Consider the following 17,686-nt stretch of genomic DNA (forward strand, 5'->3'; position numbering starts at 1 on the left):
GCGCTCATCCGGTGGCGTGCAGCGCGAGCTCATCGTCAGGACAGTGTGGGCGCAGTGGCGATGGCGTGGTCGATGACCTTGAGCGCGGCCTCGCGCTCGGCACCATCGACCACCAGGCGCGGCGCACGCACGCGCTCGCTGCCCAGGCCGACCTTTTCCTGCACCAGTTTGATCAACTGCACGAACTTGGGCACGGTATCCAGGCGCAGCAGCGGCAGGAACCAGTCGTAGAGTTCCTTGGCCGCCGGGTAGCCACCGTCGCGCGCGAGTTCGAACAGGCGCACCGATTCCTTCGGGTAGGCGTTGACCAGGCCGGCGATCCAGCCCTTGGCGCCCATGCTCAGGCCTTCGACGATGGCATCGTCCATGCCCACCAGCAGCGCCAGACGATCCCCCAGCAGCTCCTGCAGCGCGGCGAAGCGGCGCACGTCGCCCGAGGACTCCTTCACTGCCTGCAGGTTGGGGAATTCGGCGGCCAGCTCGGCGATCTGCGCGGGGCCGAAATCGGTCTTGTAGGCCACCGGGTTGTTGTACAGGATCACCGGCAGGTCGGTGGCGGCGATCACCGCACGCACATGCGCGCCCATCTCGCGCCAGTCGGTGGAGTAGACGTAGGGCGGCAACACCATCAGCCCGCCGCAACCGAGGTCCTTGGCCGCCTTGGCCAGCGCCACCGCCTCACCGGTCGCCAGGCTGGCGATGCCCGGCACCACCGGCACGCGGCCGTTCAATGCGCCGACCAGCGTCTTGAGCACGGCGATCTTGTCGTCCACGCTCAAGGTGGCCGCTTCGCCCAGCGAGCCCAGCGGCACGATCGCGGTGCAGCCGGCATCCACCAGTTGATTGGCGTGCTTGGCGAGGAAGTCGTGATCGATCTCGCCGGAGGCGGTGAACGGGGTGGTGATGGCCGGCAGCACGCCATGCCAGAACGCAGCAATACTCATGGATGATTCCCTTGCGAGTCGGAAGTGAACGGGTCGGCCAGCGCCGCGAGGCGGACCGGGAACAACGGCGGCCGGCGGCCGGCGTCGGTGGAAAACGCGGGCGGGCAGCGCCCAAGCTCGGCGAGCGCGGTGCCGCAGATGCGGCCCTGGCAGGCGCCCATGCCGCAGCGCGAAGCGAGCTTGGCATCGCGTGCATCGTTGAAGTTGTCCAGCGCGCCCAGCGGCACGTCTTCGCAGCGGCATACCAGCGTGTCGGGCTGCGCCAGCGCGCGGATGCGTGGATCAAGCGCGAACTGCTGTTGCAGCACCCCGGCGAACGCACGCGCGGCACGCCGCCGCGGCTGCAGGCGCAGCGCCGCGTCCGGCGCGTCGGCAGCCATATGCCCGGCCATCGCGCCTTCGATCAGCGCGCAGTCGCGCCCGCCGATGCCGCAGGCCTCGCCCGCTGCAAAGACCTGCCGCACGCTGGTGCGCAGCAGCGCGTCCACATGCACCTGTTGATGCGCGCCGTACGCGTCCAGCCGGCAACCGAGCAGCTGTGCGAGCTCGGTGTTCGGCACCAGGCCATAGCCCACCGCCAACTGGTCGCAGGCAACACGCGTGCGGCCGGTGGGCCCTTCGATCTCGATTTCACGCAGTTGCGTGTCGCCGTGTGCGGCAACGACAAAGCTGCCGGCGCGATAGGCCACCGCGCGCAATTGCAGGCGCAGCGCCACCGCCTGCGCGGCCTTGCCCGGCCAGCGCCACAGCTGCAATGCGAACTGCCGCAACGCAGCTGCAGAGGTCTGTTCGTGGATGCCAAGCACCTGCGCGCCATGCCGTTGCAAGCTGGCCGCACTGGCCACCAGCAGCGGGCCGCTGCCGGCGACCACCACGCGCTTGCCGGCCAGCGGCCAGCCCTGTTTGGCCAGCGCCTGCGCCGCGCCGGCGCCGGTGACGCCGGGCAAGGTCCAGCCCGGAAACGGCAGCAGCAATTCGCGCGCGCCGGTGGCCAGCACCAGGGCGGCGTAATGCAGTTGCAGGGAACCGTGCGGGCCATCGGCCAGCAGCCAGCCCGGCTGCGCCAGCAGAATCTGCGTTTGCGTCAGCAGCGTGATCGACGCCGCGCCCTGCACCTGCCGCAACAGCGCGCGCGCATCGGCCGGCGCGCCGTGCCGCACATCGTTGCGCCACACCTGCCCGCCGGCACGCGGCTGCAGGTCGACCACGCCCACCCGCACGCCATGACTGGCCGCTGCCTGCGCCGCCGCCAGGCCGGCCGGGCCGGCGCCGATCACCAGCACATCGAAATGCTGCACGCGCTCAACCATCGGTGCGTACCTGCATGCCGTCGCGCGCATCCACCAGGCAGGCGCGTTGCTGACCGATGCCGTCGATGCGCACCCTGCATTCGAAACACACGCCCATGCCGCACAACGGCGCGCGCGGCTGGCCGCTGCACGACTGCCGGAACTGCAGCGTCGCCTGCGCCACCGCAGCGGCCACGCTGGCGCCGGCCGGCACCTCGACCGCTTGCGCATCCACGTGCAGGCGCACCGTCGCGCTCATGCGGCTGCACCATGCACGGCGCGCGCCGGAGCGTATGGGCTGGGGTCGATGGCCGGCGTGCGCCCAAGCAGGCTGTCCACGATCACCCGGGCGCTCCCCAGCGCCGTGGTGACGCCCAGCCCCTCATGACCGGCGGCTACCCACACATCGCGCCGGCCGGGCACCGCCCCGAGGTACGGGCGCCCGTCCGGCGTGGCCGGGCGCAGCCCGGTCCACACCCGGATCGCCTGCAACTCGCGCAGCACCGGCAGATAGGCGAATGCGCGCTGCAGCATCTGCTGCAACACCGGCAGCGACAGCGCGCGGTCGTGCTCGCCGAACTGGCGCGAGGAGCCGATCAGGATCTGCCCGGTCGGCCGCGGCTGCACATTGAAGGCCACGCTGGTGGCGTCGGCGCCATGCGCCGAATCGGCATAGCCCAGTTCCAGTAGCTGATGCCGGATCAAACCAGGATGGCGGTCGGTGATGACCAGATGGCCCTTGCGCGGGCGCAGCGCCAACTCCGGCAGCAACTGCGGCAAGGCCACCCCGCTGGCCACCAGCACCGGGCCGGCCAACAGCTGGCCATCGTCCAGACGCACCCCATGCGCCTGCAACTGCTCCACCTTGCGGCCGGCAAACAGCTGCGCGCCCGCCTTGCAGGCCAGGCTCACCAGATGCCGCGCCACCCGCGGCGGGTACACCACGGCCTCACCCGGCACCAGCATGCCGCCGGCCAGGCCCGCCACCAGTTGCGGCTCCAGTGCATACAACTGGCTGGCATCGATCGCGTCGGCATGCAGGCCGGCCGCCGCCAACCGCGCGATCTTGGCCGGCATTGCCGCCAGTTCGCGCGCATCGCGGGCTACCCACAGCGTGCCGCAGCGGCTGAATTCGGCCTCGCTCAGTTGTGCGAAGCGCTCCCACAGCCGCAGCGAATACGCCGACAACGCCAGCTCGGCCGGGTCGTCGTCCATCGCCACCAGGTGCCCCATCGCCGCCGCGGTGGAACCGCCGCCGATCGGCCCCGGCTCGACGATCGCCACCCGCAGCCCTTCGCACGCGGCCGCCTCGGCGCAGGCCGCGCCGACGATGCCCGCGCCCACCACGATCAGGTCGTAGCTGCGTCGCGTGGACGCTGCCGACGGCCCCGCATCGGCGGCCGGCGCGCTGCCAACTCCCTCCGATGCGGGCCGCACGTCGTCCATCAGGCCACGATGCCCCAGGCAAACGGGTCGGCCGGGTCGATCAGCAGCTGCGCGCGTGCGGTGATGTAGGCATGCCCGCGGATGCGTGGCGCAATGCCGCGCCCGCTCAGGCGATAGCTGCCTTCGAAGGCGCTGCCCAGAATGCCCTGCTGTACCCAGCGCTCGCCTTCGGCCAGCTTGCCGTCGGCGGCCAGGCAGGCCAGCTTGGCGCTGGTGCCGGTGCCGCACGGCGAACGGTCGTAGGCCAGCCCCGGGCACAGCACGAAGTTGCGCGCCACGCCGCTGCCGTCCGGTGCGCTGCCGTTGATTTCGATATGGTCGATCTCGCCGCCGGCCTCGCCGGTGATGCCGGCCGCTTCCAGCGCCAGCCGGATCGCTTCGGTATAGGCGGTCAGCTCGCGCTGATGTGCCAGGTCCAGCGCACACGGCGCCTGCCCGGTGATGAAGAACCAGTTGCCACCCCAGGCCACATCGCCACGCACCGGCCCGTAACCGGGCACGTCCACGTCGACGTCGGTTGCAACGCGATAGCTGTCGACATTGTCGACCGACACCGTGCCGTCTTCGGCCAGTTCCACGCCGACCGTGCCGACCGGCGTCTCGATGCGGTGCTGGCCCGGCGCGATACGCCCCAGCTCGGCCAGCGTACGCACCACGCCGATGGTGCCGTGCCCGCACATGCCCAGGTAGCCAACGTTGTTGAAGAAGATCACCCCGGTGCAGGCGCTGGGGTCGCGGGCCGGCAGCAGCAAGGCGCCGACCATGGTGTCCGAGCCGCGCGGTTCGCAGGCGATCGCGCTGCGCCACTGGTCGAAATCGCGGCCAAACCGTTCGCGGCATTGCGCCAGATCGCCATCGCCCAGATCGGGGAAGCCGGAGAGGACCACGCGGGTAGGTTCGCCGGCCGTATGGGAGTCGATGACGTCGATGGTGTGCATGGCTCATGCTCCCACTGCCGGCTGGCGGACGACTAGCGTCCAATGCGAGTTGCAAATGCGGAAATCCGCACAATCGACAACCCGGTTCACAGCCCCGCGTTTGCGCTAGGATCAATACAGGGCCGCGCCTTTCGTGCAGCCGTCAATCGTGACCGCCACCATGACGCCGATGGACCTCAACCTTCCCGCGCTGGAAATGCAGACGCTATTCGATGCGCTGCCGGACGTGGTGTTCTTCATCAAGGACAGCGAGGGCCGCTACACCCATTGCAACCTGACGCTGGTGCGCCGGCTCGGACGCAAATTGCGCAGCGAAATCATCGGCCGCTCGCCACTGGAAGTGTTCCCGCTGCCGCTGGGCGGCAGCTACATGATGCAGGACCGCCGCGTGCTGTGTGGCGAGCTCATCGACAACCAGCTGGAGGTGCATCTGTATCCCAACCGCCTGCCCGGCTGGTGCCTGACCTTCAAGCGCCCGCTGTGCGAGGCCAATGAAGTGATTGGCGTGGTCGGCATTTCGCGCGATCTGGGCCAGCCCGACAGCCGGCACTCGGCGTACGAGCGCCTGAGCCAGGTGATGGATCACATGCAGGCCAACTTCGGCGACAACCTGCGGGTGCAGAGCCTGGCCGACCTGGCCGGCCTGTCGGTGGCGCAGCTGGAACGGCACTTCCGCCGCGTGTTCCAGGTGACCCCGCAGCAACTGCTGACCAAGCTGCGGATCGAATCGGCGATGCGGTTGCTGTACGGCGACGACAGCATCGCCAGCATCGGGCAACGCTGCGGCTTTGCCGACCAGAGCGCATTCGCGCGTCAGTTCAAGGCAACCGTCGGCATGACCCCGCGCGATTACCGTGCGCTCAAGGGGCAGTTGTAGGCGCGCAAACACACGCTGACACACCGCTGGCACAAATGCCGAATTCGGCAGCATTGGCGATACTGCGGCGATGCGGTTTGCGCAGGTCGTTGCACCGCTGTCGCGACGCGCAGGAGGTGGCACAGGCAGGGCGCGCTGAAGGTCGCGTCAAGGCGACCCTGGGCCCGGATGGTAGAATTTCGGGTTTCCCCTACCGCGTTGCCAATGGCCAGCTTTTTCCGCCGTAACAAGCCCACCACGCCCGACAGCGCGCGTACCTCGCGCTATAGCCTGGAAGAACTGGCAGCCGCATTCCCCACCGCGCCGTCTGCCGCCACCCCGGCATCGCCGGTCGAGGCAATGCCGACTGCCGAACCTGGCACATCGGCCACACCATCATCACCCGCGCCTGCCGCACCCGCGCGCAGCGATGCGGTAACGCCGACGCCCGCCGCAACGCCGCCTGCCGCGGCACCGGCCGACCAACTTGCCCAGGACATCGCCACGCGCACTGGCCAGGCGCAGAGCGTTGCCGCAGTCCCCAATGCACCCACGCCGCCGGCCACGCCGGCGCCTGCGGCCTTGCAGGCGCTGCCCGATCCGCTTCCGTCTGCCGCGCCGCACGCTCCCACGGTAGTGGTGCCGCCGCCGGTGGTCGTGCAGCCGCACAGCGTACCCGCGCAGCCGGCAGGCACGCCTGCGCCGACGCCTGCACAAGGCGCCGCGCCCGCCGTCGTACCGTCGACTGCCACGCCTGCTGCCACGCCTGCTGTCGTTACACCCGCTGTCGTGACACCTGCCGCCGCAACAGCTGCGCCCGCAGTGCAACCGGCCGTCGCCCCGTTGCCCACCGCCGCGCCCGGCGGCGTCGCCCCGGCCGTGATCAGCGCCCCAGTGCCGGCCAGTTCCGACAACGACAGCATCGTCGGCCAGCGCGATGCGCTACCGGCCGCCCCGGCCGGCAAGCCGGGCTGGCGCGACCGCCTGCGCAACAGCAGCTTTGCGCGCAGCTTCGGCGGTCTGTTCTCGCGTAACCCCAAGCTCGACGACGACCTGCTCGACGAGATCGAAACCGCGCTGATCACCGCCGACGTCGGCATCGGCGCGACCACCGCCCTGGTCGAAGGGCTGCGCAAGCGCATGAAGTCGCGCGAGTTCGCCGATGCGCAGGCGATGTTCAAGGCATTGCGCGCCGATCTGATCGCGCTGCTGCAGCCGGTTTCCAAACCGTTGGTCATCGACCGCTCGGCCAAGCCCTTCGTGGTGCTCACCGTCGGCGTCAACGGCGTCGGCAAGACCACCACCATCGGCAAGCTGGCCAAGCGCTTCAAGGACGACGGCAACAGCCTGATGCTGGCCGCCGGCGACACCTTCCGCGCCGCGGCGGTGGCGCAGCTGCAGGCCTGGGGCGATCGCAACGGCGTGGCCGTGATCGCGCAGGGGCAGAATGCCGACGCCGCCTCGGTGGCGTTCGACGCGCTGCAGGCCGCCAAGGCGCGTGGCACCGAGGTGTTGATCGCCGACACCGCCGGCCGCCTGCACACCCAGACCGGGCTGATGAACGAGCTGGGCAAGATCCGTCGCGTGCTCGGCAAGATCGATGCCGCCGCACCGCACGAGGTGCTGATGGTCATCGACGGCACTACCGGCCAGAACGCCATCTCGCAGCTGCGCCAGTTCCATGCCGCGGTCGGCGTCACCGGCCTGGTCGTCACCAAGCTCGATGGCACCGCCAAGGGCGGCGTGGTGTTCGCACTGGCGCGCGAGTTCAATATCCCGATCCGCTTCGCCGGCATCGGCGAACGCCCGGAAGACCTGCGCGTGTTCGACCCGGTCGCCTTCGTCGACGCCCTGCTGCCGGAAGCACTGGGCAGCTGAGTGACAGAGGCCTGCCCGCATCTGCAAGCGTTGTGCGCGCAGGCGCTGCAGGCAGGCTGCACGCTACGGGGAGTGTCCGGCGACTGGTCGCGCGCCAGACGTGTGCTGGAGTTCGCCCAGCCGTTGCCGGCGGCGTTGCGCAAGCAGGCGCGGCGCCATGCAGAGCTGGTTCATTACCATGCACCGGCCGCACCGCACTGGCCTGGCGATGAAGGCTTCTTCTGCGACCAATGCCGGGTTGGACTTGCGTTTCCGCTGCACTGATCGGCCTACCGCCATACGCGCACAGCCGGGCGTCATCCGCCCGCCGTCATCGCCCTCCTTCGCCAGCAGACCCCATGCCAGCCGATCACGCCACTGCCACCGCTGACGCCTTCGTCAACCGCCTGCTGCACTGGTTCGACGGCCACGGCCGCCACGACCTGCCCTGGCAACATCCGCGCGCGCCCTACCGGGTGTGGTTGTCGGAAATCATGCTGCAGCAGACCCAGGTTGCGGTGGTCATACCGTATTTCCACAAGTTCGTCGCCCGCTTTCCGGCCCTGGCCGACCTGGCCGCAGCCGACAACGACACCGTGATGGCGCACTGGGCCGGGTTGGGCTACTACGCACGCGCACGCAACCTGCATGCCGCAGCCCGGCAATGCGTCGCCCTGCACGATGGCGAGCTGCCACGCGATTTCGATGCCTTGCTGGCGTTGCCCGGCATCGGCCGCAGCACCGCCGGCGCGATCCTCAGCCAGGCCTGGAACGACCGCTTCGCGATCATGGACGGCAACGTCAAACGCGTGCTGACGCGCTTCCACGGCATTGCCGGCTATCCCGGCCTGCCGGCGATCGAAAAGCAGTTATGGCAACTGGCGACGACGCATGTGGCGCAGGTGCCGGCCGGCCGCCTGGCCGACTACACCCAGGCGCAGATGGATTTCGGCGCCACGCTATGCACACGCGCCAAACCGGCCTGCGTGCTGTGCCCGCTGCAGGACGATTGCGTGGCGCGCCGCGATGGCCTGGTGGACGCACTGCCCACGCCCAAGCCCGGCAAGGCGTTGCCCGAGCGCGAAGCCACCGCCTTGCTGCTGGAAAACGCAGACAGGCAGATCCTGCTGCAGCGCCGCCCGCCGACCGGCATCTGGGCCTCGCTATGGACGCTGCCGCAGGCCGAGACCGACAGCGGCATGCGCGCATGGTTCGACAAACACATCGATGGCAACTACGACCGCGCCGACGAACTGCCGCTGATCGTGCACACCTTCAGTCATTACCGCCTGCATCTGCAGCCCTTGCGCATCGGCAAGGTCGCACTACGCCCGGCGGTACGCGACAATGACGACCTGCGCTGGGTCGCCCGCGCCGATCTCGCATCGCTGGGCTTGCCGGCGCCGATCCGCAAACTGCTCGACGCCCTCTAGGCGCGCACTCAAAGGAATCCGCATGTCCCGCACCGTGTTCTGCCAGTACCAGCAATGCGACACCGAAGGCCTGGATTTTGTGCCGTATCCCGGCGAGCTCGGCCAGCGCGTGTTCGCGCAGATCGGCAAGAGCGCATGGCAGGCCTGGCTGGCGCATCAGACCATGCTGATCAACGAAAACCGGCTGTCGCCGCGCGACCCCAAGCACCGCGCATTTCTCGAAGCCGAATTGCAGAAGTTCCTGTTCGAGCGCAACGCCGACAAGCCGGATGGCTATGTCGCGCCGATGAGCGAAGAGTAAGCACGTCAGGATTCAGTGCGTCCAACAGACCACTGCACTCACTGCCGGACAGGCGCGGCCGGTAACCGGGATCGGCATGCATCACGCATGCCCTCCAGATCCTGCGCAACACTTCCTTCGGGCCGGGCATTGCTGGCCGCGGCTTCAGCCGTTCTCAGACAGAACAGAACGAAACGGGCGTAGCGCAGGATAAGCCTGCAGCGCAGCCGCCGCTGCACGATCGCAGCGACCATCTGCAGGCGACATCCGGGCATCGCATCGCCCGGATGCGTGCGCCTCAACCGACGCCGGTCGGCCCGTCCAGCAGCATGCGGATCCGCTTGAGCAGCTCCTTCTGCGTATACGGTTTGTTGACCACGTCGAACTCCGCGCCGCCCACGTCGGTGCGCTGAATGCTGGCATCGGCATAGCCGGTGGTCAGCAGGACTTTGATCCTGGGCAGCATGCGCCGCGCCTCGCGGGCCAGCACCACACCATTCATGCCGCCGGGCATGATCAGATCGGTGAACAGCGCATCCACTTCCGCATGCTGCTCGAGTAACTCGATCGCCTCGCGCCCGCTGGCTGCAGAGAGAATGCGGTAACCGGCGTTTTCCAGGAACATCCTGGCCACCACCGCCACGTCCTGCTTGTCTTCCACCACCAGGATGGTTTCGCTGCCGCCCTTGTCGATGGCACGGCTCTTGACGGCCTGCAGGTCGTTCTCGAATTCGTTGGATGCGGGGAAATACAACCGCACCGTGGTGCCTTCGCCCACTTCGCTGTAGATGCGCACGGTGCCGCCGGACTGCTTGACGAAGCCGTACACCATCGACAGACCCAGGCCTGTGCCCTGCCCCTCGTCCTTGGTGGTAAAGAACGGCTCCATGACGCGGCTGGCCACCTCCGGCGGCATGCCCAAGCCCGTGTCGCTGACGGCAATGCTCACATAGCGACCCGGCGCCAACTGGTGGTGCATGGCCAGATCGTGGCTGGTGATTTCCACGTTCTGGGTCTGCACGGTCACTTCCTTGCGCTCGGACTGCGTCATCGCATCGCGCGCATTGATCAGCACGTTCAACAACGCCACTTCGGCCTGGGTGGTGTCGATCTGGCAGTTCCACAACCCCTCTTCCAGCGACTGCCGCAGGCTGATGCCGCCCCCCAGCGTGCGCTCGGCCATGTTGTTCATGCCCGACACCAGGCCATTGAGATTGACCACCCGCCCCCGCAATTTCTGCTTGCGCGAAAACGCCAGCAATTGCTGGGTCAGGGTGGCCGCCTTGGCCGCGGCGGTTGCGGCATGTTCGGCGCTGAAGGCGATGCGTTCGGCATTCCTGGCGGCATCGCCGGAGACCATCATCTGGATCACTTCCAGATGCCCGGACATCACCTGCAGCAGATTGTTGAAATCGTGCGCGATGCCGCCGGTCAACTGCCCCAGCGCTTCCATCTTCTGCGCCTGGCGCAAGGCGTCCTCGGCATCGCGGCGACGACTCACGTCCAGCTGCGAACCGAAGAAGTAGACCAGGTTGCCTTGCTCGTCGAACACCGGCGAGACGAACAGCGCGTTCCAGAACGAGGAGCCATCCTTGCGGTAATTCAGCACCTCGGTGGCGAATTCGCGGCGTTGCTCGATGGACTCGCGCACGTCCTGCACGCTGGCCGGATCGGTTTCCGGGCCCTGCAGGAAACGGCAGTTGTTGCCGATGATCTCCTCGGACGAATACCCGGTCATTTCCAGGAACGCCCGGTTGGCGAACACGATCGGATTGTCGGGCAGGTGCGGGTCGGTGACCGTCATCGGCATGCGCGTGGTTTCCACCGCGGCAAAAAAGATATCCGAGCGATGCTTCTCCACAGGCAGGCTGCGAGATTCGCTGATATGAGGCGCCCGCAGCTCTCCGTTACCAGGATCGTTCAAGTGCATGTTCTCCGCGGGGCCATTCCCGTGGCGATAGTCTAGTTGGGGCCGGTGAGTTGATTCCTCACATCCATGAGCCTTTCCCGTACGGCCGCGCCCGCCGATGCAACCCGGCGTGCGGCAGGCAGCACGCGCTAATGCGGCGCCACCTTGGAAAACACGTTGATGACCACCGCACCGGCCACGATCAGGCCCATGCCCAGCAGCGCGGGCGCATCCAGCCGTTGTCCGTGCACGGCCCAGGCCACCAGCGAAATCAACACGATGCCCGCGCCCGACCACATGGCGTAGGCGATGCCGACCGGGATCACGCGCAGCGTCAGCGCCAGGAAATAGAACGAAATGCCGTAGCCCAGCACGGTGAGCAGCGATGGCCACATGCGCGTGAAGCCTTCACTCGATTTGAGCGCCGCCGTGGCGGTGACTTCTGCGCAGATCGCGATTGCCAGGAATATCCAGTTCTTCATCGCCGCACCTTGCCCGTGGAATGCGGCGACCATAGCCGCAGGCACCGGCTTGCTTGCAAGCGCGTCGCTGTGCGCCATTGCCTGCGCCGTCGCTTGCTGAAAGCAGGCTAATGAAGGCACGGCGGGCGAGCATTGGCAGGCAGGTGCATCGGTCGTTTTGCCGTAGCATGCGCAGGCAGCAAGCAGCTCTTGCGCTTCATTCGGCCGTTCTGGCGCCGTTGCGCGCGTCTTTCCAGCCAGCGCAGGCTCTGGCAATCATGCGATGCCACCATGCCGGGCTACCAGACCCAGATTCACGAGTTGACCTTCGGGCAACTGACCTACGTCATCCGCGCACTTGCCGACAAACAGCAATACGCCGATCCGGACGAGAGTGCGGCCGATGCCGGCATCTCCTCGGCGCAGTGGAGCCTGTTCGGGCAGGTCTGGCCTGCCGGCCAGCTACTGGCCGAAGCAATGGCCACGCGCCCGATCGAAGGCCGGCGCATTCTCGAACTCGGCTGCGGCCTGGGGCTGGCCAGCCTGGTGTTGCGCCGGCGCGGCGCCGACGTGGTCGCCAGCGATCATCACCCGCTGGCAGAGGTGTTCCTGGCGTACAACGCCGCACTCAACTCCCTGGACTCGGTGCCGTATCGCCGGCTCGACTGGGACGCCGGCGCGCTGAACATGGGCCAGTTCGACATGATCATCGCCAGCGACGTGCTGTACGAAACCCGCCACGCCACCATGTTGGCCAGCCTCATTCCCGCGCTGGCCAGGCCTTCGTGCGAGATCGTCATCAGCGATCCGGGCCGCGGCAACGCCAACGCGCTCTCGCGCATGCTGGCGGACATCGGGTTTTCGTTGGTCGCCGGCGAACGCCAGGCCGCAGCGCAGGTGGCCAAGGCGCCGCGCCTGTTCGTCTACCGGCGCAACATGGACAACTGGTGGCCGGCAGGCGGTTGATCACCCTGCCGCGTCACTCGGGTGCAGGCGTATAGGCAGACAGCGCGATCGGCCTGCACGGATCGGCCTTGCGCTTCTGGCGCCCGCTCATGCGCATCGGCGGAGCCTGGCGCCGCAGAGCGGGCGCCAAGTCGTCAGAGCCGGTATTCCTTCGGGTCCAGAAACTCGGCAAGACAGGAACCCACGCGCAGTGCCTGCTCGCGCGCATCGCCGCGATATTCGCCCTGCCCTGCGCCTTCGATCGTGGCGATCGGCGAAGGATGGTCGCGGTGATACACGAACGCCGTCGACGACCACTGCGTCTGTCCAGGGGCCTGACTTTCCATCGTTTCCACGCGGAACTCACCGCAGTAGCCGTGAATCAACGTGCGTCGAAGTGTTCTGTGCGTCATGCCCGGAAGTATCGCCACGCGCAGTTGAAGACCACGTGGAAAACCACCGCCGCAGGCGCCAGGTCTGCCGGCAAACGCAACAAGTCCATCCGCAGCAGTCGCCGCAACGTGGCATCGACAAAACAAGGAAGAGAGTTTGCACATCCGGCGATTGCCGGGACGCCTTGCGAACGAAGGCGTGGAAATGGTGGCCGAGGACGGAATCGAACCGCCGACACGGGGATTTTCAATCCCCTGCTCTACCAACTGAGCTACTCGGCCACTATCGCAACATGCTGCCTGCGTTGCGAGGACGCGCATCATAGCGAGCAGGCGCAGTTTGAGCAAGCGTTGCGATGAACTTTGTTGCGGGCCGGCGCGGCGACGGCGCTTTCCTGCATCGGTTCACACCGCGCGGAAGGCAGCATGGCCTAGCCTGCGCAGGTCCCGAGGAGAATGTCATGCGCCTGCCCTGCCTGCTGTTGTCGTTCGCCTTGCTGCTGCCGTTGATGGCCGCGGCCCAACAGCCGGTACGCGCAGTGCCGCAACTGGACATCTCCCGCTACGCCGGGCAGTGGCACGAGATCGCGCATCTTCCGGTGTCGTTCCAGAAGAAGTGCCGCAGCGACATCACCGCCAGCTACACCTTGCGCGACGATGGCTTGATCGGCGTGCGCAACGGCTGCCGCAGCGCCGATGGCGAGCTGACCCAGGCCGAGGGAGTGGCACGGCCGGTCGAGGGCCGGCCCGGGCAGCTGCAGGTGCGCTTTGCGCCGGAGTGGCTGAGCTGGTTGCCGCTGGTGTGGGCCGACTATTGGGTGATCGCGCTCGACCCGGACTACCAATGGGCGGTGGTCGGCGAGCCGGATCGCAAATACCTGTGGATCCTGTCGCGCTCGCCACAGATGCCGCGCGCGCAGTTCGAGCAACTCAAGCGTCAGGCCACGCAGATGGGCTACGACCTGTCGCCGCTGATCGTGGCTGCGCCCTTGCGTTGACGCCAGCAGCCTGAACGCAGGCCGTGCCGCGTGATGTGCCGCAACGCCTGCATACGGACACGCCGCAAGGCAGCAAGGCAGCGTCCGTACTGCGTAGTATTCTTGGCGCCGCCTTACACCCGCCAAGGACCTCAGTACATGCGTCGTGCCTACCGTCTCCTGATCGTGTCGCTGGCCTGCGGCCTGCTGCTGAGCGCCTGCGGCGGTGCGGTCCGCCGCGTGTCCGAGCCAGCCGCCAGCATCCAGCAACTGACCGTGCGTGCCGACGGCTCCTGGTCGGTCGATCTGCGGCTGCAGAACTACAGCAGCATCCCGATGCAGTTCGAGCGCGTGGCGCTGGAGATTTCCGCCGGCGATCAGCTGGCCGGCAAGCTCGACCAGAGCGTCGGTATCTCGATCGGCCCGGAAACTGCCGACGTGGTGACCGTCAGCGTGCAGCCGACCTCGCTGGGCCGCCTCACCGTGGCCGATGTGCTCGCCGGCGGCCGCTCGCTGCCTTACTCGCTCAAGGGCACGGTGTGGGCGACGCCGCAGGATAAGAAGCAGCGCGATTTCAGCGTCGAATCACGTAACACGCTCAGCCCGGCCCCCGGCCTCAACGGCGTGCTGCGCTGACGCGCACGCCTTCCCGCACTCGTTTGAAGGATTCCGCATGAGCAGCTACACCGCCCCGCTGACCGATTTCCGCTTCGCCCTGCACGACGTGCTCGGCTCGCAGGCCCTGTTCGCCCGGCTCGGCTATGCCGACGCCAGCACCGACATCATCGACGCCGTGCTCGAGGAAGCCGGCCGCTTCACCGCGCAGGTGCTGGCGCCGCTCAACAGCATCGGCGACGAAATCGGCTGTGCCTTCGACAAGAGCACCCACGCGGTGACCACCCCGCCAGGCTTCCGTGCGGCCTACGACCAGTTCGTGGAAGGCGGCTGGAACGGGCTCACCGCCGAGACGCAGTTCGGTGGCCAGGGCATGCCGCACACGCTGGGCGTACCGTTGAGCGAAATGATCAACGCCGCCAACCTGGCCTGGGGCAACTTCCCGCTGCTGTCGCACGGCGCGATGGAAGCGCTGCGCCAGCACGGCGAAACCTGGCAGCAGGATGTCTTCCTCAAGCCACTGATCGACGGCCGCTGGACCGGCACCATGTGCCTGACCGAGCCACATTGCGGCACCGACCTGGGCCTGCTCAAGACCCGCGCCGAGCCCAACGCCGACGGCAGCTATGCCATCACCGGCACCAAGATCTTCATCACCGCCGGCGAGCACGACCTCACCGACAACATCGTGCATCTGGTGCTGGCCAAGTTGCCGGACGCACCGGCCGGCGCCAAGGGCATCTCGCTGTTCGTCACCCCCAAGTTCAAGGTGGACCGCGACGGCAACGTGGGCGAACGTAATGCGCTGCACTGCGGCTCGATCGAGCACAAGATGGGCATCAAGGGCTCGGTGACCTGCGTGATGAACTTCGAAGGCGCGCAAGGCTATCTGGTCGGCCAGCCGCACAAGGGCCTGCAGGCCATGTTTACGATGATGAATACCGCGCGCCTGAGTGTGGGTCTGCAGGGCATCGGCCTGTCCGAGCGTGCGTATCAGAACGCGCTGCGCTACACCCGCGAGCGCCTGCAGTCGCGCGCGCTCAGCGGTGCCAAATTCCCCGACAAGCCGGCCGACCCGATCATCGTGCACCCGGACGTGCGCCGCATGCTGCTGACCATCAAGTCGCTGACCGAAGGCAGCCGCCTGCTGGCGCTGCACGCGGCCAGCCTGGTCGATGTGGCCCACCGCGGCACCTCCGAGCAGGAACGCGCCGATGCCGAGACCCTGGTGAGCTTCCTCACCCCAATCTCCAAGGCCTGCCAGACCGAGTGGTCGATCGAGAACACCTACCACGCGCTGCAGTGCTTCGGCGGCCACGGCTATATCCGCGAATACGGTATGGAGCAGCTGGCCCGCGACGCGCGCATCACCACCATCTACGAAGGCACCACCGGCATCCAGGCGCTGGATCTGATCGGCCGCAAGACCGCTGCCAGCCAGGCGGCGGGACTCAAGCTGTTCCTGGCCGATGTGGAAACCTTCGCCAATGCGCAGGAAGGCAATGCCGCGCTGGCCGAGTTCATCAAGCCGCTGCGCGACAAGTGCAGCGAGTGGGCGATGCTGACCCGCGACGTGCTCGATCGCGCCGCCCGCAACCCGGACGAACTCGGCGCCGCCAGCTACGACTACCTGTTCTATTCCGGCTACGTGGTGCTGGCGTACTGGTGGGCGCGCAGCGTGGCCGCTGCCGATGCGTCCGCGCACAGCGAGGAGTTCAAGCGCGCCAAGCGCGAAACCGCCCGCTTCTACTTCGCACGCGTGTTGCCGCGCACGCTCACCCATGCCGCCACCATCCGCAGCGGCGCAGCGCCGTTGATGACGCTGGAAGCGGAATTGTTCGGCGAAGCCTGAGCAAGCGTCATCGTCGCGGTGGGCTGCCGCGGTCGTAGCAGCGGACCTGGCCGCGACGAGGTGGTGCCGCTCGGCAAGACGTCGCGCCCGGGTGCGCGCCTACGGCAACACCGCAGAATTCCGCCGCCGTCGTAGGAGCGGACCTGGCCGCGACGAGGCAGTACCGATCGGCAAGACCTCGCGCCCGGGTGCGCGCCTACGGCAACATCCCAGGATTCCGCCGCCGTCGTAGGAGCGGACCTGGCCGCGACGAGGCACTACCGATCGGCGAGACGTCGCGCCCAGGTGCGCGCCTACGGCAACACCGCAGGATTCCGCCGCCGTCGTAGGAGCGGACCTGGCCGCGACGAGGCAGTACCGATCGGCAAGACCTCGCGCCCGGGTGCGCTCCTACGGCAACACCGCAGGATTTCCGCCGCCTTCGTAGCAGCGGACCTGGCCGCGACGAGGCAGTACCGATCGGCAAGACGTCGCGCCCGGGTGCGCGCCTACGGCAACACCGCAGGATTCCGCCGCGGTCGTAGGAGCGGACCTGGCCGCGACGAGGCAGTACCGACCGGCAGGACGTCGCGCCCGGGTGCGCTCCTACACGGCTAAGCAAGGCCTGCAAGGCGTCAGAACATGGTTGCGCAGCGTGGCGGCCGGGGCGTCTGCGCGGAGACGTGCCGTCCGATGATTGCAAGACGCGCATCAAAGCCGTTCGCTGCGATACACAAACTGTCAACGATCGGGTATAAGCTGTTTTCCCGATGGAGACAGACACGCACGCAGGTGATGTGATCTTCCCCGGAGGCTCTTCTGCTCCGGTCGCGGGCAGCGCTGTCGCTGCAATCCAGCAACTTCCCACCTTGCGCCTGCTGTCGCTCGATGCGCATGGCCGCGTGCTGGACTGGATCAATTGGCAGGACGCCGCCTGTCTTTACGCACGCGATGCGGTGTCCTGGACGCTGGGCGAGCCCTGCATGCAGATCCATGGCGGCATCTCGCGCCTGACCGGCGAGCGCAGCGTGCTGGAACTGCATCCCATCATCGCCGCACGCGGGCACGCGCGTTCGCGTGCGCTGGACCCGACGCCGACCCTCAGCAACACCGCCCTGTTCGCGCGCGACGCGCAGCTGTGCATGTATTGCGGCCAGCACTTCAGTCGCCCGCAGCTGACCCGCGATCACGTCATGCCGGTCTCCAAGGGCGGCCGCGACAGCTGGGAAAACGTGGTCACCGCCTGCTTCCAGTGCAACTCGCGCAAGGCCAACCGGACGCCACAGCAGGCGCATATGCCGTTGCTGGCCGTGCCGTACCGGCCGAGCTGGATCGAACATCTGATCCTGTCCAACCGCAACATCCTCTCCGACCAGATGGCGTTCCTGCGCGCGCAATTGCCCAAGCGCTCGAAACTGTCGCTGTAGTCCGCCATACCGGCGCGGCGTGATGTTGCAAGCGCCAAATACGACCGTTGGCAATGGCCGATCGAGAGAAAGGCATCGTCGACAGT

General features: G+C 67.6%; 17 protein-coding genes and 1 tRNA gene. 9 read left to right on the plus strand and 9 right to left on the minus strand.

All coding sequences use genetic code 11. From position 1 onward, the window contains the following. Positions 1-35: 35 nt before the first annotated feature. From DGN21_RS12005 to DGN21_RS12025, 5 genes are read right to left on the minus strand one after another with little or no spacing between them, the layout of a single operon-like run. Positions 36-944: a dihydrodipicolinate synthase family protein gene (locus tag DGN21_RS12005; protein WP_054592585.1), complete on the minus strand. Its 909-nt coding sequence runs from the start codon at positions 942-944 to the stop codon at positions 36-38. Then, positions 941-2,254, minus strand: coding sequence for an FAD/NAD(P)-binding oxidoreductase (locus DGN21_RS12010; RefSeq protein WP_215824929.1), 1,314 nt, complete (start codon positions 2,252-2,254; stop codon positions 941-943). Before DGN21_RS12010 ends, DGN21_RS12005 begins: the two co-directional genes overlap by 4 nt. Continuing rightward, on the minus strand, positions 2,247-2,492 hold the full coding sequence (locus tag DGN21_RS12015; RefSeq protein ID WP_024937895.1) for a 2Fe-2S iron-sulfur cluster-binding protein: 246 nt from the start codon (positions 2,490-2,492) through the stop codon (positions 2,247-2,249). The genes DGN21_RS12010 and DGN21_RS12015 overlap by 8 nt, the downstream gene beginning before the upstream one ends. Beyond that, the gene (locus DGN21_RS12020) at positions 2,489-3,679 is read right to left on the minus strand and encodes an FAD-dependent oxidoreductase (protein ID WP_126966013.1); all 1,191 of its coding nucleotides are present in this window, start codon (positions 3,677-3,679) and stop codon (positions 2,489-2,491) included. Before DGN21_RS12020 ends, DGN21_RS12015 begins: the two co-directional genes overlap by 4 nt. After that, complete coding sequence (locus tag DGN21_RS12025) at positions 3,679-4,617, minus strand: proline racemase family protein (protein ID WP_126966012.1); 939 nt, start codon at positions 4,615-4,617, stop codon at positions 3,679-3,681. Before DGN21_RS12025 ends, DGN21_RS12020 begins: the two co-directional genes overlap by 1 nt. Before the next feature lie 160 nt (positions 4,618-4,777). On the opposite strand from DGN21_RS12025, the gene DGN21_RS12030 reads away from it, so the two are divergent. The 4 genes from DGN21_RS12030 (at position 4,778) to DGN21_RS12045 (ending at position 9,064) form a co-directional block, all read left to right on the plus strand. Continuing rightward, entirely contained in the window at positions 4,778-5,494 is a 717-nt protein-coding gene (locus DGN21_RS12030; RefSeq protein ID WP_024937898.1) for an AraC family transcriptional regulator, read from the plus strand. Positions 5,495-5,698: 204 nt separating this feature from the next. After that, the gene (gene ftsY, locus DGN21_RS12035) at positions 5,699-7,351 is read left to right on the plus strand and encodes a signal recognition particle-docking protein FtsY (protein ID WP_160954477.1); all 1,653 of its coding nucleotides are present in this window, start codon (positions 5,699-5,701) and stop codon (positions 7,349-7,351) included. A 338-nt stretch (positions 7,352-7,689) separates the two neighbouring features. Beyond that, a complete protein-coding gene (gene mutY, locus DGN21_RS12040; RefSeq protein WP_126966009.1) occupies positions 7,690-8,763 on the plus strand; it encodes an A/G-specific adenine glycosylase in 1,074 nt (357 codons plus the stop codon). 22 nt (positions 8,764-8,785) lie between these two features. Further along, positions 8,786-9,064 (plus strand): oxidative damage protection protein, encoded by a 279-nt coding sequence (locus tag DGN21_RS12045; RefSeq protein ID WP_016902008.1) that lies wholly within the window; start codon positions 8,786-8,788, stop codon positions 9,062-9,064. Positions 9,065-9,341: 277 nt separating this feature from the next. Here the strand turns inward: DGN21_RS12045 and DGN21_RS12050 are convergent, their stop codons facing one another. Both DGN21_RS12050 and DGN21_RS12055 read right to left on the minus strand, forming a co-directional pair. Then, entirely contained in the window at positions 9,342-10,967 is a 1,626-nt protein-coding gene (locus DGN21_RS12050) for a hybrid sensor histidine kinase/response regulator (RefSeq protein WP_126966008.1), read from the minus strand. Between the two features lie 134 nt (positions 10,968-11,101). Further along, positions 11,102-11,434, minus strand: coding sequence for an SMR family transporter (locus DGN21_RS12055; protein ID WP_039523025.1), 333 nt, complete (start codon positions 11,432-11,434; stop codon positions 11,102-11,104). Positions 11,435-11,704: 270 nt separating this feature from the next. Between DGN21_RS12055 and DGN21_RS12060 the strand changes: the two genes are divergently transcribed. Continuing rightward, entirely contained in the window at positions 11,705-12,379 is a 675-nt protein-coding gene (locus tag DGN21_RS12060; RefSeq protein ID WP_047128899.1) for a methyltransferase domain-containing protein, read from the plus strand. 134 nt (positions 12,380-12,513) lie between these two features. Here the strand turns inward: DGN21_RS12060 and DGN21_RS12065 are convergent, their stop codons facing one another. Continuing rightward, a complete protein-coding gene (locus tag DGN21_RS12065; protein ID WP_080931335.1) occupies positions 12,514-12,705 on the minus strand; it encodes a hypothetical protein in 192 nt (63 codons plus the stop codon). A 251-nt stretch (positions 12,706-12,956) separates the two neighbouring features. Next, positions 12,957-13,032, minus strand: a tRNA-Phe gene (locus tag DGN21_RS12070). A gap of 179 nt (positions 13,033-13,211) precedes the next feature. Here DGN21_RS12070 and DGN21_RS12075 point away from each other — a divergent pair. The 4 genes from DGN21_RS12075 to DGN21_RS12090 all read left to right on the plus strand — a co-directional run bounded on the left by DGN21_RS12075 (position 13,212) and on the right by DGN21_RS12090 (position 17,600). Beyond that, positions 13,212-13,748, plus strand: coding sequence for a lipocalin family protein (locus DGN21_RS12075; protein WP_126966007.1), 537 nt, complete (start codon positions 13,212-13,214; stop codon positions 13,746-13,748). Positions 13,749-13,886: 138 nt separating this feature from the next. After that, positions 13,887-14,363, plus strand: a complete 477-nt coding sequence (locus DGN21_RS12080) for an LEA type 2 family protein (protein ID WP_039522095.1) — start codon at positions 13,887-13,889, stop codon at positions 14,361-14,363. A 37-nt stretch (positions 14,364-14,400) separates the two neighbouring features. Continuing rightward, complete coding sequence (locus tag DGN21_RS12085) at positions 14,401-16,194, plus strand: acyl-CoA dehydrogenase C-terminal domain-containing protein (protein ID WP_215824930.1); 1,794 nt, start codon at positions 14,401-14,403, stop codon at positions 16,192-16,194. A gap of 749 nt (positions 16,195-16,943) precedes the next feature. Next, positions 16,944-17,600: an HNH endonuclease gene (locus DGN21_RS12090; protein ID WP_039815122.1), complete on the plus strand. Its 657-nt coding sequence runs from the start codon at positions 16,944-16,946 to the stop codon at positions 17,598-17,600. Positions 17,601-17,686 lie beyond the last annotated feature (86 nt).

The organism is Xanthomonas sp. MLO165 (assembly GCF_018831305.1).
GTDB lineage: Bacteria > Pseudomonadota > Gammaproteobacteria > Xanthomonadales > Xanthomonadaceae > Xanthomonas > Xanthomonas arboricola.

Coding starts and splice junctions, on each gene's coding strand:
- DGN21_RS12060 (WP_047128899.1), top strand. CDS start 11,705: ATGCCGGGCTACCAGACCCAGATTCACGAGTTGACCTTCGGGCAACTG.
- DGN21_RS12025 (WP_126966012.1), bottom strand. CDS start 4,617: ATGCACACCATCGACGTCATCGACTCCCATACGGCCGGCGAACCTACC.
- DGN21_RS12030 (WP_024937898.1), top strand. CDS start 4,778: ATGACGCCGATGGACCTCAACCTTCCCGCGCTGGAAATGCAGACGCTA.
- DGN21_RS12020 (WP_126966013.1), bottom strand. CDS start 3,679: ATGGACGACGTGCGGCCCGCATCGGAGGGAGTTGGCAGCGCGCCGGCC.
- DGN21_RS12065 (WP_080931335.1), bottom strand. CDS start 12,705: ATGGAAAGTCAGGCCCCTGGACAGACGCAGTGGTCGTCGACGGCGTTC.
- DGN21_RS12080 (WP_039522095.1), top strand. CDS start 13,887: ATGCGTCGTGCCTACCGTCTCCTGATCGTGTCGCTGGCCTGCGGCCTG.
- ftsY (WP_160954477.1), top strand. CDS start 5,699: ATGGCCAGCTTTTTCCGCCGTAACAAGCCCACCACGCCCGACAGCGCG.
- DGN21_RS12045 (WP_016902008.1), top strand. CDS start 8,786: ATGTCCCGCACCGTGTTCTGCCAGTACCAGCAATGCGACACCGAAGGC.
- DGN21_RS12055 (WP_039523025.1), bottom strand. CDS start 11,434: ATGAAGAACTGGATATTCCTGGCAATCGCGATCTGCGCAGAAGTCACC.
- mutY (WP_126966009.1), top strand. CDS start 7,690: ATGCCAGCCGATCACGCCACTGCCACCGCTGACGCCTTCGTCAACCGC.
- DGN21_RS12010 (WP_215824929.1), bottom strand. CDS start 2,254: ATGGTTGAGCGCGTGCAGCATTTCGATGTGCTGGTGATCGGCGCCGGC.
- DGN21_RS12075 (WP_126966007.1), top strand. CDS start 13,212: ATGCGCCTGCCCTGCCTGCTGTTGTCGTTCGCCTTGCTGCTGCCGTTG.
- DGN21_RS12090 (WP_039815122.1), top strand. CDS start 16,944: ATGGAGACAGACACGCACGCAGGTGATGTGATCTTCCCCGGAGGCTCT.
- DGN21_RS12085 (WP_215824930.1), top strand. CDS start 14,401: ATGAGCAGCTACACCGCCCCGCTGACCGATTTCCGCTTCGCCCTGCAC.
- DGN21_RS12005 (WP_054592585.1), bottom strand. CDS start 944: ATGAGTATTGCTGCGTTCTGGCATGGCGTGCTGCCGGCCATCACCACC.
- DGN21_RS12015 (WP_024937895.1), bottom strand. CDS start 2,492: ATGAGCGCGACGGTGCGCCTGCACGTGGATGCGCAAGCGGTCGAGGTG.